Origin of the sequence: Streptomyces sp. GQFP (assembly GCF_021545335.1) — a bacterium.
Classification (GTDB): domain Bacteria; phylum Actinomycetota; class Actinomycetes; order Streptomycetales; family Streptomycetaceae; genus Streptomyces.
In genome coordinates, this window is record NZ_CP089312.1 from 2073395 (window position 1) to 2090085 (window position 16691).

At 67.6% G+C, this 16691-nt stretch carries 10 protein-coding genes; 1 reads left to right on the forward strand and 9 read right to left on the reverse strand.

Features of this window, described 5'->3' with window-relative positions; genetic code table 11:
• Positions 1–147: 147 nt before the first annotated feature.
• The 7 genes from LUX31_RS09040 to ngcE form a co-directional block, all read right to left on the reverse strand.
• Positions 148–1467, reverse strand: coding sequence for a sugar ABC transporter permease (locus LUX31_RS09040; protein WP_235474267.1), 1320 nt, complete (start codon positions 1465–1467; stop codon positions 148–150).
• Positions 1464–2255, reverse strand: coding sequence for an ATP-binding cassette domain-containing protein (locus LUX31_RS09045; protein WP_235474268.1), 792 nt, complete (start codon positions 2253–2255; stop codon positions 1464–1466). The genes LUX31_RS09040 and LUX31_RS09045 overlap by 4 nt, the downstream gene beginning before the upstream one ends.
• Positions 2256–2520: 265 nt before the next feature.
• Entirely contained in the window at positions 2521–3621 is a 1101-nt protein-coding gene (locus tag LUX31_RS09050; RefSeq protein ID WP_443045939.1) for a sugar ABC transporter substrate-binding protein, read from the reverse strand.
• A 122-nt stretch (positions 3622–3743) separates the two neighbouring features.
• A complete protein-coding gene (locus LUX31_RS09055) occupies positions 3744–4943 on the reverse strand; it encodes an ROK family transcriptional regulator (RefSeq protein ID WP_235474269.1) in 1200 nt (399 codons plus the stop codon).
• Between the two features lie 191 nt (positions 4944–5134).
• Positions 5135–6061, reverse strand: a complete 927-nt coding sequence (locus LUX31_RS09060) for a carbohydrate ABC transporter permease (protein ID WP_235474270.1) — start codon at positions 6059–6061, stop codon at positions 5135–5137.
• A 5-nt stretch (positions 6062–6066) separates the two neighbouring features.
• A complete protein-coding gene (locus LUX31_RS09065; protein WP_235479846.1) occupies positions 6067–6993 on the reverse strand; it encodes a carbohydrate ABC transporter permease in 927 nt (308 codons plus the stop codon).
• Between the two features lie 69 nt (positions 6994–7062).
• Positions 7063–8529 (reverse strand): N-acetylglucosamine/diacetylchitobiose ABC transporter substrate-binding protein, encoded by a 1467-nt coding sequence (gene ngcE / locus LUX31_RS09070; RefSeq protein ID WP_235474271.1) that lies wholly within the window; start codon positions 8527–8529, stop codon positions 7063–7065.
• Between the two features lie 456 nt (positions 8530–8985).
• Between ngcE and LUX31_RS09075 the strand changes: the two genes are divergently transcribed.
• Positions 8986–12813 (forward strand): GH92 family glycosyl hydrolase, encoded by a 3828-nt coding sequence (locus tag LUX31_RS09075; RefSeq protein WP_235474272.1) that lies wholly within the window; start codon positions 8986–8988, stop codon positions 12811–12813.
• A 67-nt stretch (positions 12814–12880) separates the two neighbouring features.
• On the opposite strand, the gene LUX31_RS09080 is transcribed toward LUX31_RS09075, so the two are convergent.
• Both LUX31_RS09080 and LUX31_RS09085 read right to left on the reverse strand, forming a co-directional pair.
• Positions 12881–13270 (reverse strand): hypothetical protein, encoded by a 390-nt coding sequence (locus tag LUX31_RS09080; protein ID WP_235474273.1) that lies wholly within the window; start codon positions 13268–13270, stop codon positions 12881–12883.
• 12 nt (positions 13271–13282) lie between these two features.
• A complete protein-coding gene (locus LUX31_RS09085; protein ID WP_235474274.1) occupies positions 13283–16570 on the reverse strand; it encodes a GH92 family glycosyl hydrolase in 3288 nt (1095 codons plus the stop codon).
• Positions 16571–16691 lie beyond the last annotated feature (121 nt).

Here is a 16691-nt window from a genome sequence, read left to right on the forward strand (position 1 = left end):
CCTGTGCCCGGCACCAAGAAACGGTGCCGGGCACATTTGTATGAAAGTGCGCCGCAGGCGCAACTTTCAGGGGCGCGGGGAACTGCGCGACAAGCCACGCACGGGCCGCAGTCGGACAACCACCGCAACCCCCACAGCGCTCCCCCGCTAAGCCCGCCCCGCAGCCTTCTGGCTCTTGCGGGACACCGAGTCGATGACAACCGCACCCAACAGCACCGCACCAGTGATCATGTACTGGATCGACGTGTTCATGTTCAGCAGATCCAGACCCGTCTGGATCGACTGGATCACCAACATACCCAGCAGCGCCGACCACACGGTCCCCCGCCCACCAAACAGGCTGGTGCCACCAATGACCGCCGCCGCGATCGCCAGCATCAGCGTGTTACCGCCACCCGACGTCAGCGAAGCACTCTGCGTCTGACCGGCGAAGAACATACCGCCGACCGCCGCGAACCCACCGGCGATCGCGAAGACCGCGATCCGGATCAGCGGAACGTTGATACCCGCACGCCGAGCCGCCTCGATGCCACCGCCGACCGCGAAGACCTTGCGGCCGAACGTCGTACGCCGCAGCACGAAGTCCACGATCACCAGGCACGCGAGGAAGATCACCAGCGCGTTGGACACACCGGAGGCGGAGTTCAGCACGGCCGCCGCGACGAACGCGGCCACCGCGAGCGCACCGACGCGCAGCGCGATCTCGGCGTTGGTCCGGTAGGGCACTCCCGCGGCCTTGCGGCGGCGCTGCTCGATGATCGATCCGGCGAGCAGGGAGACGACTCCGAGGCCGGCCAGCAGGTAGGCGCCGATGATGGCCTGGTCCATGAAGAAGGACCGCTGCCCGAGGAGGTGCACCGGGCCCTCGTCGGGGATGTTGATGGTGCCGGTCGAGCCGAGCAGCCACAGCATGAGGCCGTTCCAGCCGAGGAAGCCGGCCAGGGTGACCACGAAGGCGGGTACGCCGAGTTTGGCGAAGAACCAGCCGTGCAGGCTTCCGATACCGATGCCGACCACGATGGTCAGCAGCAGGGCGAGCCAGGCGTTCACCCCGTGGTTGACCACGAACACGGCGAACAGTGTGGACGCCAGGCCGCTGACGGAGGCGACGGACAGGTCGATCTCGCCGAGCAGCAGCACGAACACCAGGCCGATGGCGATCATGCCGGTGGCCGACAGGTAGAAGCTGATGTTGGACAGGTTCTCGGCGCTGAGGAACCGGTCGTTCTTCAGCTGGAAGATGGTCCAGATGACGATCAGGCCGATGACGACCGGCAGGGAGCCGATCTCGCCGCCCTTCACCTTGCGCTTGAACTCGGTCCAGTAGCCCTTCAGGCCCTCTTCGCGGACCAGCAGCCGCGGGTCGACGACCTGTACGGCCGCGGCCGTGGGGTCGTCGGCGGGGGCCACGGTGGCCTGAGTCTCGACCACGCCGTCCTTCTTCGCTGTCTTCGACGTGTCGCTCACTTCGCGGCCTCCGTGCTGCGACGCCCCGCACGACGGGTCACGGCGTTTTCCGTGGCCCCGGTGATGGCGGAGATGATCTCTTCCTGACTGGTGTCCTTCACGGAGAAGGAACCGTTGTTCTTGCCCAGGCGCAGCACGGCGACGGTGTCGGCGACCGCCTTCACATCGGCCATGTTGTGGCTGATGAGGATGACGCCGAGGTTGCGCTCACGCAGCCGCTCGACGAGGTCGAGGACCTGTGCGGTCTGCTCGACACCGAGGGCGGCGGTGGGCTCGTCGAGGATGACGACCTTGGGGTCGCCGATCAGCGCGCGGGCGATGGCGACGACCTGGCGCTGGCCGCCGGAGAGGCTCGCGATCGGGATGCGCACGCTGGGGATGCGGATGGAGAGCGTGCTCAGCAGTTCACGCGAGTTCTTCTCCATCGTGACCTCGTCGATGACGCCGCGGCGCAGCAGCTCGCGTCCGAGGTAGAGGTTGCCGACCACATCGAGGTTGTCGCACAGCGCGAGGTCCTGGTAGACCGTCGCGACGCCGAGTCCCTGGGCGTCGTGCGGCCTGTTGATGCTGACCGGCTTGCCCTCCCACTCGATGACGCCGTCATCGATGGGATGCACACCCGCGATCGTCTTGACCAGGGTGGACTTTCCTGCGCCGTTGTCGCCGACGAGCGCGACCACTTCTCCGGCGTGGACCTCCAGTTCGACATCGGTGAGGGCCTGCACCGCACCGAATCGCTTGGAGACTCCGCGCAACGCCAACACGGGCGTAGCGGACACGTGAACCATCTCCTTCGCCGCCTGACCGGCGGGGATGCCGCGCTGTCAAAAGGCGCGGAGGGTTGTGCGCGAGGCACTGGTTTACAAGGTGAACATGCGCGATTCCGCTGCCGAAGGCAACGGGTTCCGTCCGACGCCCGTCCCGGCAGCGGGGTCTGAAGGCCGGGGCGGGCGTCGGACAGGTCTCGCGGGACCGCCGGGCGGTCATGTCCGGGTGGACGCCCGTGAGAGCGCCCACCCGGTGCCGGCGGACTCCTTTGTGCGCCGGTGGCGCTTACTGCAGACCGGCGGTCTTGCAGGCGGCGGCGAACTCGCCGGTGCAGATCTCGGCGACCGTGTACAGCTTGTCCTTGATCACGGTGTCCTCGATGTTGTCCTTCGTCAGCGTGACCGGGGTCAGCAGGTTCGAAGGCACCTTGTCACCGGAACCGCTGGTCTGCGTCGTGCTGGCGAGCGAGTCGATGCTCTTGCCCTCCAGCAGGGCGACGGCCAGTTCGGCGGCGCCGTCGGCCTCCGGCTTGTACGCCTTGTAGATCGTGCTGGCCTGCGTGCCGGCGAGGATCCGCTGGATGCTGCTCAGCTCGGCGTCCTGACCGGTCAGCGGGACGGTGCTGATGCCCGCGCCCTTGAGGACGGTGGCGATACCACCGGCCATGCCGTCGTTGGCCGAGTAGACGCCCGCGATGTTCTTGGCGCCCAGCTGGGTGATGGCGGCGGACATCTTCTGGGCGGCGACCTTGTCGTCCCAGTCGCCGGCCTGCTCGTAGGCGATGTCGACCTTGCCGTCGAGGACGCTGTGGGCGCCCTTCTTGAACAGCCCGGCGTTCGGGTCCGAGGCCAGGCCGTTGATCATGACGACCTTGGCCTTCGGGGTGGCCTTGGCGCCCAGCGCGTCGAGCAGGGACTGGCCCTGGAGCTCGCCGACCTTCTCGTTGTCGAAGGAGATGTACGCGGAGACCGGGCCCTGGGCCAGACGGTCGTACGCGACGACCTTGATGCCCTTGTCGACGGCGGCCTGGATCGAGGACTTGATCGCGGCGGAGTCGACGGCGCTGATCGCGATGACCTTGACGCCCTTGGTGATCATGCTGCTGACCTGCTGGGCCTGGGTCGCGGCGCTGCCGGCCGCGTTGGCGTACTCCAGCGTGCAGTCGGAGCACAGCTCCTTGACCTTGGCGTCGAAGTACGGCTTGTCGAACTTGGCGTAACGGGTGGTGACGCTGTCGGGCAGAAGCAGGCCGATCGACTTGTCGCCGCCGGAGCCGGTGCTGCCGCTGTCCGAGTCGTCGTCTCCGGCCTTGCCACAGGCGGCCACAGCGAGAGCCATGGAGATTGCTGTGGTGCCGATCACGACTCTACGCATCAACGCGTTCATTTGGGGGTGCCTCCCTGACAGGGCCGCAACACTGCGACCGAGGTGGCTGGAAGTCAACTCGGCCACACGTGCGACGTCAAGAAGTAAATCCTTAACGGGTTGGCAACGGCTTTGTTCGTTCTCTAGGTGAAGACAGGAGTGGCTGTGGTCAGCGTGCCGTCCAAAAGGGTCGAATCACCCATCTCGCTCAGCGCGAGAGCGAGTGCTCCGAGCACCTCCGCACGACCTCCAAGTGCCCCCGGAAGAACGGACAGTTGACGTGCCGCACTGGGGATCGCGTAGCGGCCTACGGACTCTCTGATGGGACCGAGCACCAGCTCACCGGCCTCGGCGAGATCACCACCGAGGACCACCCGGCTCGGGTTCAACAGGTTGCAGAGATTGGCGACTCCACTGCCGATGTGTCGGCCGACGTCGGCGATCACGCGACGGCAGCCCGGGTCACCGTCCCGCGCCAGCCGCACGACACCTTCCATGGTCAGGTCGGTTCCGTGGCTGGACTGGAGGAGCGGAAGCACGTAGCGCGCCGCCGTGAAGGTCTCCAGGCAGCCCCGGTTTCCGCAACGGCAGACAGGGCCGGATTCATCAAGAGTAATATGCCCGATTTCTCCCGCTGTGCCACCCGGGCCCCGGTAGATCTTGCCACTGATCACCAGCCCGGCGCCAACGCCGCTCGCGACCTTGATGTACGCCAGGTCGCGCACCCCCCGGCCGCTGCCCCAGACCAGCTCGCCGAGGGCCCCGAGATTGGCGTCGTTGTCCACGTGCACCGGCACGCCGAGGCGGCCCCGCATCTCCTCGCCGGGTCTGGTGCCGATCCACCCGGGCAGGATCGCGCTGGAGCCCAGCGTGCCCGACTCGACGTCGATCGGACCCGGTACGCCCAGGCCCACGCCGGCGATCTTGGAACGGTCGACGCCCGTTGCTGCGATCAGGCGACTGACCAGCTCTTCCGCCCGGTCGAAGCCCTGCGCGGCGGAGGCGTCCACGTCCAGCGGCTCGGACTCCTCGGCCAGCACCTGGTGGGCGAGGTTGCCGATCGCGACGCGCAGGTGGGTGTGCCCGAAGTCGATGCCGATCACGATGCCGGCGTCGCCGCTCAGCGAGACGGCCCGGGCCCGGCGGCCACCCGCCGAGGTGGGCGTGACCTCGACCGTTCCGCCGTCCTTCAGCTCGCGCACGATGTTGGACACCGTGGCCGCGGACAGGCCGGTGGTCCTGGCGATCTCGGCCTGCGTGAGCGACCCGGCGAGGCGTACGGCCCGTACGACCCGTTCCAGGTTGGCTCGGTGCAGTGACGACTGCGACCCCGGAGTCTCCACGACGACCTCCTGCGCACGGGACCGCTTCGATGAGGCCCGTCTATGTCCAACTAGTGAACTCTAAGCTGAGCCGTTAGGGTCGCCTCCCGTCAAGAGGTTGAACTGCATCCGGGGTCTTGTACTCAAAGCAGCGCGCGTGCACCGTTTGCGGTATGCACGCGCGCGTACGGCGGCCGAACGAAAGGTTCCGGTTATTTCAGCGCGCCGGCGGTCAGACCCGTCACCACCTGTCGCTGGAAGATGATGTACGCGGCCAGCACCGGCAGCATCGCCATCACCAGGCCGGCGAAGAGACCCGACCAGTCGCCCTTGTAGCCCTGGCTGGCGGCCAGTTGCACCAGGCCCTGGGTGAGGACCCGCTTGTCGGGGTCGGTGTTGAGCACTGTCGGCAGCATGTACTGGTTCCACTGGCCAAGGAAGTTGAAGATCCCCACGCTGATCAGCCCGGGCTTGGCCATCGGCAGCATGATCTGGAAGAAGGTCCGGGAGTGCGAGGCGCCGTCGACGAAGGCCGCCTCCGCCACCGAGGACGGCAGGGTCCGGAAGAACGCGGTCAGGAAGAAGACCGTGAACGGCAGCGAATAGGCGATGTAGACCAGGATCAGCCCGTGGAGCGTGTTCAGCAGGCCCATGTTGTCCACGACGTAGAACAGCGGGACCAGGGCCAGCATGATCGGGAAGCTCATGCCGCCGATGAACAGGTAGTAGATGAACCGGTTGCCCGGGAACTCGAAACGGGCCAGGACGTACGCCGCCATCGAGCCCAGCACCAGGGTGCCGATGAGCGAACCTGCCACCACCAGGATGGTGTTGAGAAAGTAGTCGCTCATGTTGGCGTCGGTCCAGGCCCGCGCCCAGTTGTCGAAGTGCAGCTCGTCCGGCAGGGACCAGGGTGAGCTGAAGATGGCGTTGTCGTCCTTGAAGGACGTCATCACCGCCCACAGGAGCGGCATCACGACCATGAACGCCCACAGGATGAGCATGCCGTGCGAGAACACGTTGAGGACCCTGCCCTCACGCTTCCCCCGGTCGCCCTTCGCGGGCGCGTCCGCCTTCCGCACGGGCCCTCCGGCCTGCTGGGGGACCGTGTCCGACGGTGTGCTGTCGGTCGTCTTCATAGGTGTCAGTACTCCAGCCGCTCGCGTCGGCCCAGCCGCATCACGAGGGCCGCGAAGGCCAGCGTGACGACGAGCAGGGCGACCCCGATGGTGGTTGCGTAGGCGGCCTGACCGTCGCGGAAGGCCTTCTGGTAGACGTACAGGACCATGACGGTCGTCGAGTAGTCCGGACCGCCGGGCCCGGTCGTCATGATCTGTACGACCGCGAACGACTCGGCGCCCAGCGCGAGGATGCCCATGTAGACCCAGCCGGACTGCACGGTGTCCCACAGCAGCGGCAGGGTGATCCGGAAGAACGTGGTGACCCGGTTCGCGCCGTCGAGCAGCGCGGCCTCGTACAGGTCGGCCGGGATTGAGGCCATGCCCGCGGAGAACAGCACCACGAAGAAGCCGACCGTCGACCAGACCAGCACCGCCATCACACACCACAGGGCGAGGTCCGGGTCGCCCAGCCAGAGCGGCTGGATGCTGCCGAGCCCGATTCCGCGCAGCAGCGAATTGATCGCACCGCTCTCCGGGTTGTACGCGAACGCGAACAGCAGCGCGACGATCGCGATCGACAGGACCTGCGGAAAGAAGTAGACGATTTTGTAGAACGAGGAGCCGCGGACCCCGGAAATCACCGGTCCGCCGCGGCGCCGCTTCCCGCCCACATTGATCATGAAGGCGAAGAACAGCGCCAGACCGATCGTCACCAGCGGCAGCAGCAACGCGAACAGGAGGCTGTGCTGCAACGACTTCCAGAAGATCTCGTCGTCGAACATCCTCTTGTAGTTGTCGAAGCCGACCATCTTGAATTCCGGGCTCAGTCCGGTCCAGTCCGTGAACGAGTAATAGATGGACTGGATGAACGGCCAGACGACGAATAGTGCGTACAGCCCCAGAGGGACCGCCAGGAATCCCACGATGAAGCGGTACTTGCCGTGCTGCATTACCACAGACCCCGTTCCGTACGCGGGTGCCGCCGCCGGTGACTCATCATCAGTTCTCGACCGCTTCGATCACTGGTGCTTGTAGTGCTTGATCGACGTGTCCTTCGCGGTCGCGTCGGCGAAGGCCTGGATCTTCTTGATGGCCTCGGCCGGGGTGAGCCGCCCGGCCATCATCTCGCCGAGTCCCGAGACCCCGATCTGCTCCTTCTGGAGCTGTACGTACCAGTCCTGCATACGCGGGTTGACGACGTTGTCGCCGGCCTTCTCCAGCGCCGCCACACCGGACTTCAGGCCCGGGGTGAGGGTGATGCCGTCGGTGCCGCCGTTGTACGCGGTCAGCGACTTGACCTTGGTGGTGAAGTTCTTCGAGGACGCCTCGCTGAGCATGATGCGCAGCTGTTCCATGCCGCCCGCCGTGTTCTTCGCCTTGGACGGGACGATGAACGGCTCGCCGCCGGAGGCCCAGATCGTGCCGAACGGCAGCTTGTCGGAGCTGTCGATGCCGGTCGGCGCGGAGACGGCGAGGTCGAAGTCGGCCGGCATGACGTTCGCCGACTCGTTCTCCACCCAGGAGCCGTTCGGGATGAACAGCGCCTTGCCCTTGGCCCACGCGGTCTGCGACTGGATGTGGTCGAGACCAGGGGTGCCCTGAAGGACGTACCCCTTCTTGTACAGCTCGTAGTACGCCTCGAAACAGGCCTTGACAGCCGGGTTCTTCCAGGCGTTGGGCTCCAGGTTGTCGATCGCGTCGAGGACCTCGACACCGCCGACCTTGCCGATCATCGGGTAGAGCGAGAAGGGGAGGTAGTACGGGTACTTGCCCGCGTAGGTCCAGCCGGCCATGCCCTTTTTCTTGGCCTTCTCGCACACGGCGAGCATCTCGTCCCACGTCTCCGGGTAGGTGGCGTCGAGCGAGTCCAGGGCCTTCTGGGAGTACCAGACGCCGTACACCGTGTAGGCGTAGTACATGATCCAGACCGGGTCGCCGTCGAGCTGGCCCATCTCGACGATGCCCGGCCGCAGGGTGTCGCGGACCTTCTTGTTCGGGTCGTCGTAGGACGGGGCGTCCAGCAGCGGGGTGAGGTCGGCGAGCTGGCTCTTGCCGGCCAGGACGCCCATGTCCATCTGCTCGGCGCCGGAGTTGTCGATCAGGTCCGGCGGGGTGCCCTGGTTGAAGCGGGGCTGGAGCGTGGACTGGATCTTCTGGGTGGCGGAGAACTTGACCTTCGCCTTGGGGAAGTTCGTCTCGTAGATCTTGACCGCGTCCTCGGCGTACTCCTTGCCGAAACCGCCGTCGAACAGCACGAACTCCATCTGTGCCGTGTCGTTGACTGCTAGGGGGTTCTTCGCGGTCTTCTCGCCCGCGGCGGCCTTGTCCTCGTCGTCTCCGCCGCTGCTCGCACACGCGGACAGGAAGCTCATCGTGGGGACGGAGATCAGGCCGAGCGCAGCAGATCGTTTGATCAGGTCGCGGCGCCCCACACCGTTCACAGGGGTGGTACCGGTGGTGCGGCTCTCGTCGGAGGTGGATCCCATGCTCAAGTCCTCGCCTTCTCCAGGACTCAGGCGGTGAACCGGATCCTCCCGGCACCGCGGTCGGGTCGTACTGGGTCGTGCAGGAAGTACTTAGTGCGTGATGTGCCCTGATCAGAGGGAATACCCGGCGGGCCGCGCGTTCAGCACGTCAAACCACCCTTCCGGCTCTCCCCGCACCTGTCGTCGACCGGTCGAACAGTAGTCAGACGCCGACAGGTATAGTCCACTTCCCGTCAAAGGGGCAAGATCGAATGCAGGGTTGGCCGCGGGTCTTTTCCGAGTTGAGACCTCGCGGAAATATGTGGACCGCACACATCCCTTTGAGCGGGAAATTCGCGATATTGGGCCCGAATGCCGCACCCAACACCCTTGACACCACTGACCACTTGACTCCCTACTGGTTCCTGCGCAGCCAAGGTGACAACGTTGTCCAGGTGGCAGGGAGGGTGCTCTCGCATGCGGTATGGAGTTCGGCACAGGGCTCGGTACGGATGGGAGTTCAGATCAATTTCGGCCATTACGGCGGTGTTCGCACTGGTGATCGGCGGTCAGGGCGCGGCAACCGCGCTGTCCACCGCCGCACCGGCCGCCGACGGGGAGTTCGCCTCCTCGTTCGAGGCGGGTGAACCGGCGCCCGACTGGCTGAACACCGTCGACACGGCGGCCGACGGCACCGAACGCGCCGCGGGCGTGGACGGCGGATACAGCACCGGAATTCCGGGCAATGTGACCGACCAGGTCACGGACGTCCGGGCCAGCGGCGAGAACGCCGGCGCGCGGGAGGTGAAGGAGAACCTCGTCGACGTCGAGCCCAGCACCAAGTGGCTGACGTTCGCCCCCACCGGCTGGGTGGAGTTCGACCTGGCCGCACCGGTCGAGGTGGTCACCTACGCGCTCACGTCGGCCAACGACCACGACGAACGCAACCCGCAGGACTGGACCCTGCGGGGCTCCGCGGACGGCACGAACTGGACCACGGTGGACGCCCGCACCGGCGAGTCCTTCTCCGAGCCGTTCCAGACGAAGACCTACGACATCGCGAGCCCGGCCGAGTACCGGCACTTCCGGCTGGAGATCTCCAAGAACAACGGCGGCGGCATCCTCCAGCTCGCCGACGTCCAGTTCTCCAAGGGCGGCGGCGCCGACCCGCTGCCTCAGGACATGCTCTCGCTGGTCGACAAGGGCCCCAGCGGCTCGCCGACGGCGAAGTCGGGCGCCGGCTTCACCGGCAAGCGGGCGCTGCGCTACGCCGGGCGGCACACCACCGACGGGCGGGCGTACTCGTACAACAAGGTCTTCGACGTCGATGTGGCCGTGGGACGCGACACGCGGCTGTCGTACCGGATCTTCCCGTCGATGGCGGACGGCGACCTGGACTACGACGCCACCAACGTCTCCGTGGACCTCGCCTTCACGGACGGGACGTATCTGAGCGACCTGAAGGCGACCGACCAGCACGGGTTCGCGCTCACCCCGCAGGGGCAGGGGGCGGCCAAGGTCCTCTACGTCAACCAGTGGAACAACGTGGCCTCGCGGATCGGGTCGGTCGCGGCCGGCAAGACCGTCGACCGGATCCTGGTGGCGTACGACTCCCCCAAGGGGCCGGCGAAGTTCCGGGGCTGGCTGGACGACGTGGCGCTGAAGGCCGTACCGCAGGAGAAGCCCAAGGCGCATCTGTCGGACTACGCGTCGACGACCCGTGGCACCAACTCCAGCGGCGGCTTCTCGCGCGGCAACAACTTCCCCGCGACGGCGGTGCCGCACGGGTTCAACTTCTGGACGCCGGTGACCAACGCGGGCTCGCTGAGCTGGCTGTACGACTACGCGCGGGCCAACAACGACGACAACCTGCCGACGATCCAGGCGTTCAGCGCCAGCCATGAGCCCAGCCCCTGGATGGGTGACCGGCAGACCTTCCAGGTGATGCCGTCGGCCGCCGCGGGCACCCCGGACACCGGGCGTACGGCACGGGCGCTGGCCTTCCGGCACGAGAACGAGACCGCGCGGCCGTACTACTACGGGGTGACCTTCGAGAACGGCATGAAGTCGGAGATCGCGCCGACCGACCACGCGGCGGCCCTGCGCTTCACCTACCCGGGTAACGACGCGAGCGTCCTGTTCGACAACGTGACGGACCAGGCGGGCCTGACCCTCGACAAGGCGACCGGCACCTTCACCGGCTACTCCGACGTGAAGTCGGGGCTGTCGACGGGGGCGACCCGACTGTTCGTGTACGGGGTGTTCGACGCGCCGGTGACGGAGGGCTCGTCGAGCGGGGTCAAGGGCCATCTACGCTTCGACGCGGGCGAGGACCGGACGGTCACCCTGCGCATCGCGACCTCGCTCATCAGCATCGACCAGGCCAAGGACAACCTGCGCCAGGAGATCCCGGACGGCACGTCCTTCGAGGCGGTGAAGGCCGGTGCGCAGCGGCAGTGGGACGCGCTGCTGGGGAAGGTCGAGGTGGAGGGGGCGACGCCGGACCAGCTGACGACGCTGTACTCCAGCCTGTACCGGCTGTATCTGTACCCCAACTCCGGCTTCGAGAAGGTCGGTTCGAAGTACCAGTACGCGTCGCCGTTCTCCCCGATGCCGGGTCCCGACACCCCGACGCACACCGGGGCGAAGATCGTGGACGGCAAGGTGTACGTCAACAACGGCTTCTGGGACACGTATCGGACGACCTGGCCCGCCTACTCGCTTCTGACGCCCCGTCAAGCAGGTGAGATGGTCGACGGGTTCGTCCAGCAGTACAAGGACGGCGGCTGGACCTCGCGCTGGTCCTCCCCCGGGTACGCCGACCTGATGACCGGCACCTCCTCGGACGTGGCCTTCGCGGACGCGTACGTGAAGGGCGTCGACTTCGACGCGAGGTCGGCCTACGACGCGGCCCTGAAGAACGCCACGGTCGTGCCCCCGTCCGCGGGCGTCGGCCGCAAGGGCATGGCCACCTCGCCGTTCCTCGGCTACACGAGCACCGACACCCACGAGGGCCTGTCGTGGGCGCTGGAGGGCTATCTCAACGACTACGGCATCGCGCGGATGGGCCAGGCGCTCTACAAGAAGACCGGCGAGAAGCGCTACAAGGAGGAGTCGGAGTACTTCCTCGACCGCGCCCAGGACTACGTGAACCTCTTCGACTCCCAGGCCGGCTTCTTCCAGGGGCGCACCGAGACGGGCGAGTGGCGCGTCGAGTCCTCGAAGTACGACCCGAGGGTGTGGGGCCACGACTACACCGAGACCAACGGCTGGGGCTACGCCTTCACCGCCCCGCAGGACAGCCGGGGTCTGGCCAACCTGTACGGCGGGCGCGCGGGGTTGGCTGAGAAGCTGGACGCGTACTTCTCGACGCCGGAGACGGCCTCGCCGGACTTCATCGGCTCCTATACCGGGGTCATCCACGAGATGACGGAGGCCCGGGACGTCCGGATGGGCATGTACGGCCACTCCAACCAGGTGGCCCACCACGTGAACTACATGTACGACGCGGCGGGCCGGCCCTGGAAGACGCAGAAGAACGTCCGCGAGGTCCTCTCGCGGCTCTACACGGGCAGCGAGATCGGGCAGGGCTACCACGGCGACGAGGACAACGGCGAGCAGTCGGCCTGGTACCTGTTCTCGGCGCTCGGCTTCTACCCGCTGGTCATGGGCAGCGGCGAATACGCCATCGGCTCCCCGCTGTTCACGAAGGCGACGGTGCACTTGGAGAACGGACGGGACCTGGTGATCAAGGCCCCGAAGAACAGCGCGCGGAACGTGTACGTCCAAGGCTTGAAGGTCAACGGCAAGTCCTGGACGTCGACTTCACTCCACCACTCGATCGTCTCCCGGGGCGGAACCCTGGAGTTCGACATGGGCGCCAAGCCCTCGACATGGGGAACGTCCAAGAGCGCAGCGCCGGTGTCGATCACCAAGGACGACAAGGTGCCGACGCCTCGGGCGGATGTGGTGGTGGGTGAGGGCGCGTTGAACGAGGAGTTGTTCGACAACACGTCGGCGACCAACGCGACGATGACGTCCGTGGAGCTACCGCTCGGCGGTCGCACGAAGGCGGTCCAGTACACGCTGACGTCGGCGGATCGGGCTGCGGCCCCGACGGGCTGGGTGCTGCAGGGCTCCTCGGACGGCACCAACTGGCGGACACTGGACCGGCGTTCGGGTGAGTCGTTCCGGTGGGACCGGCAGACCCGGGCGTTCTCGGTGACGTCGGCGGGGTCGTATGCGCAGTACCGGCTGGTGTTCGACGGGGAGTCGACGTTGGCGGAGGTGGAGTTGCTGGGCTGATCGGCCGATCGGCTGTCGGTGCATGGTGGAGCGGGCTCGGGGTTTTGCCCCGGGCCCGCTTCGCTGTTCAGGGGTCGGGGAAGCGGGCGGGGAGACGGGGCAGTAACCGGCGTAGTGCTTCCGCGTGTTGGTGAACGCGCTTGAGCAGAGAGCGTCGGTTGTGGACGGTGCCAGGGACGTCCTGGGGTGGGCCGCAGCCGACGGCTGTGTAGAGGTCGTCCAGATACGCACCCCACCCTCGTGTACCGTCCGGCGCGATCGGGCTCAGACGCGTCCACACGCAGGGCTCAGGTCGTCCCAGATGGCAGCAGAGGCGCACTTCCAGGTCAACGCGGCAGTACCTGAGCCCGAGGTCGTGGTCCTCCGGCTCGGCGAAGCCCTCGGTCTCGACGAGGAACGCGAAGGCGATGCGCGCCTCGGACCTGAACTCCTCGGGAAGGTTCGGCCGTTGCCCCATCCGTCGATGGTGTCAGCCAACGGCGAGGGTGAAAACGTGCACGTTCGTATTGGCCGGCAACCGTACGCTCGCGATGCTCCGGCCGGCCTGAGCCGTGAACGGCCGCGTCGCGAAGACGTACGTCGGGACCGGGTCCCGGCCCGCTCCCGAGACGTTCCGGTACTCGACCCTCGCCACGACCTCGTTGCCGTACTGGACGGTTCCCGTGCCGCCGCCGAGGGTCCAGTCGGTGAGGGCGAGGTCAATCGTGTCGGTGGTGCCGTCGGTGTACGTGACGGTCGCCTGTGTTCGCTGGTTGCCGAAGGCCGCGCTGCCGATGAACGACAACCGGGTTGCGGGAGTCGCGAGTTGGAGTGTCTGGGCCGTCGCCGACGCGTTGTCCGGGCGGCCCGGCGGTGAGGCCGGCCAGGTGAAGGACAGGCCTGTCGGGAGGCTCCCCCGTGTTCCCGGGAACAGGCCCGCCGCTGCCAGGGCCTGGCGGGAGTAGCTCCAGCCGGCGCCGTCGTAGTCGGCCTCGGTGTGGTCGCCGGTGTCGTCGGAGGTGCCCGTGTTGTTGTAGGCGGCGAGGAGGGAGCCGGGGGCCGCCACCGTGAGGGCGATCGGCTGCTCGTACGCCGTGTTCGTCGACGTGACCTTGATCCTCGCCTCGTAGAAGCCCTGGTCGGTCGTGGCCGGTGCGGCGAGCGTGATCCGCCGGGTGCCATCAACTACCCTGCCGGACGCCGGTGTTGCCGTTACACCCGGCGGAGTCTCCACCTCGAAGCGCACCTCCGGGGACTTGCCGTCGGCTCCCGTAAGGGACAGCGCGCGGATGTCCACCCCCGCGCCGCCTCCCGGTGCGAGCGTCACCGTGGTCGGACCTACGCCGATCTGGTATGGCTGCTCGCCCGAGCGGAAGGACGGCGGGGCGTCCGATCGAGCACTGCCCCAGGTGGGGTGCGGGGTGGTGGCCAGGGTGTAGTTCAAGGTGCCGCCCTGTCGGACGAAGGACGCCGGGAGCCAAGGGCGGGTGCTCGTACGGCCGTTGACCGCGAGGGAGTGGACGTACGGGGCGTTCGCCGCCGCTCCCTCCGCGTGGATCGAGATGTCGTTGACGTACGGGCGGGTGATCTCGATCCTCGGGAACAGGGGTGAGGCCAGGACCAGTTCGGCTCGGGACGGGACCTGGAGGTACATGCCGAGCGCGGCGAAGACGTACCAGGAGGACATCGCGCCCAGGTCGTCGTTGCCGGGGATGCCGCCGGGGCGGGTGGACCAGAGGCTCGTCATCGCCGCGCGTACCGTCTCCTGCGTTTTGTGCGGGGCGCCCGCGTAGGCGTACAGGTAGGGGACGTTGACCGAGGGTTCGTTGTCCAGCTCGGACTTCTCTCCGCCGCTGCCGGTGAGGGCCCAGGTGCCGTCGGCGTGGTGGAAGAAGGCGTCCAGGCGGTCGATCGCCTTGGCCTTGCCTCCCATTGCTGCGAACAGGCCTGCCAGGTTGTGCGGGACCATCCAGGTGTACTGGGCCGCCGTACCCTCGACGAATCCTCTGCCGGTGGCCGGGGTGAAGCCGGTGGCCCAACTGCCGTCCGCCCTGCGGTCGGTGATGTAGCCGCCGCTGCGGTGTGCCGCGATGTTGAAGCTGTTCTGCCACCACTGGGCGCGTTTCATGAACTCGGCCGCCGTTCCCTTCCGCCCTGCCGCGTGCGCCAGTTGGGACAGTGCGAAGTCCGCGCCCGACATCTCCAGGGTCTCCGCCGCGCCGGCCCAGGCGTTGGACACCGACGGCATGTAGCGGTGGGCCAAGTACTTGTCCAGGGACGGGCGTTGGCCGACCGACAGGACCGGTCTGCCCGTCGGGGACAGGTCCTGCCGTGTCGGTGTCGTCGCCGCCCGGACCAGGGAGTCCAGCGCGCCTCGGAGGTCGAAGTGCCTGCCGCCGAAGGCGTGGATGCCGGCGAGGGCGGCGGGCGACGGGTCGCCGTTCATGACGTGGGTGCCGCTCGCGCCGTGCAGCCAGCGGTCCCACAACCCGCCGTTCTGGCGGGCGAGTTCGTACAGGGACTGGGCGATGTCCGAGCCCGTGTCGGGGTCGAGGAGGGTCAGCAGCTGGACCTGGGAGCGGTAGACGTCCCAGCCGGAGAAGGTGCCGTACTGGTTGTCGTGGCTCACCCGGACCCGGTGGACCCTGCCGTCGGCGCCCCGGTATCGGCGATCGGCGTCGCTGATGACGTTCGGGTGGAGGAGGGAGTGGTAGAGGGCGGTGTAGAAGGTGGTGCGTTCGGCTTCCGTGCCGCCGCCGATCCGGATCGCGGCCAGCTTTTCCCGCCAGGCCAGTTGGGCTGTCGACTGGACCGAGGTGAAGGTGCGGGTCGGTGGGTTCTCGGCAGCCAGGTTCGCCTCGGCGCCTGCCCTGCTGACGTACGAGATACCGACCTTGACGCCCACCGGGCCCGTGCCGGGCTCGAACTCCACATAGCCGCCTGCCCCTTTGCCCGTCACGGGACGGCCGTTGTCGGCGGTGAAGCCGCCCGTGCCGCCGGACGTGGATGTCGACCCCGGGCTCAGGCGGTCGTCCTGCCAGGTGCCCGTCGACTTGAAGGCTCGGTCGAAGCGGGCCGTGAAGTGGAGGGTGTAGTACGGGCGTCGGCCCTCCGGGTCGAGGTGGCCGCAGAAGTTGCCGGAGGTGACCGAGCCGGAGACCGTGCGGGCGGCGGGGTCGATCGTGACCGTCGAATCCGTCGAGCCCACCTCGGAGTTGGCGGTGCGGATCAGCAACGAGGCCGGTCTGTCGGGTGGGTAGGTGAAGCGGGCCGAGCCGGTGCGGGTGGTCGCCGTGAGGTCGGCGGTGACCCCGGATGCCATGCCTACCCGGTAGTGGCCCGGCTCCGCCGTCTCGTCGGCGTGGTTGAAGTCGGCCGCGTACACCGCGTCCCGGGTGTCGCTCGCCGGGGAGGAGGTGACCTGTCCGGCGTACGGGAAGAACGGGATGTCGCCGCTGCCGCCCGCGCAGCCCGTGCCGGACATGTGGGTGAGGCTGAAGCCCCGGATGCGGGTGGCGTCGTAGTGGTAGCCGCCGGGGGCTGCTGTGCGGGTGGCGTCGCCGCGGGTGTTCTCGGGGCTCCAGGAGAGCATGCCGAACGGGACGACCGCGCCCGGGAAGACATCGCCGCCGTTCCTGGTGCCGATGAGCGGATCGACGTACGGGGTGGGGTCCTCCACGAGCGGGCTTGCGGACGCGTCCGCCGGAGTGGGGGCGCCCAGCGCCAACGCGGCAGCGAGCAGCAGGGACGGCAGCAGGGACGTGGGGCGGACACGCATGACGCGGACCCTCCTTCTTCGGACGGGTCGCGCACACAGGTCGCACAAGCCGCGGGGACAGTGACGTCCGCCAGCGGTACCACGGGAGGGCCGGCGCCGCCGAGAAGGCACGGGGGCGGGT

Excerpts from the sequence above, each read along its gene's own strand:
- LUX31_RS09045 (WP_235474268.1), bottom strand. The coding sequence starts at position 2,255 with ATGGTTCACGTGTCCGCTACGCCCGTGTTGGCGTTGCGCGGAGTCTCC.
- LUX31_RS09050 (WP_443045939.1), bottom strand. The coding sequence starts at position 3,621 with ATGAACGCGTTGATGCGTAGAGTCGTGATCGGCACCACAGCAATCTCC.
- LUX31_RS09060 (WP_235474270.1), bottom strand. The coding sequence starts at position 6,061 with ATGAAGACGACCGACAGCACACCGTCGGACACGGTCCCCCAGCAGGCC.
- LUX31_RS09065 (WP_235479846.1), bottom strand. The coding sequence starts at position 6,993 with ATGCAGCACGGCAAGTACCGCTTCATCGTGGGATTCCTGGCGGTCCCT.
- ngcE (WP_235474271.1), bottom strand. The coding sequence starts at position 8,529 with ATGGGATCCACCTCCGACGAGAGCCGCACCACCGGTACCACCCCTGTG.
- LUX31_RS09075 (WP_235474272.1), top strand. The coding sequence starts at position 8,986 with ATGCGGTATGGAGTTCGGCACAGGGCTCGGTACGGATGGGAGTTCAGA.
- LUX31_RS09080 (WP_235474273.1), bottom strand. The coding sequence starts at position 13,270 with ATGGGGCAACGGCCGAACCTTCCCGAGGAGTTCAGGTCCGAGGCGCGC.
- LUX31_RS09085 (WP_235474274.1), bottom strand. The coding sequence starts at position 16,570 with ATGCGTGTCCGCCCCACGTCCCTGCTGCCGTCCCTGCTGCTCGCTGCC.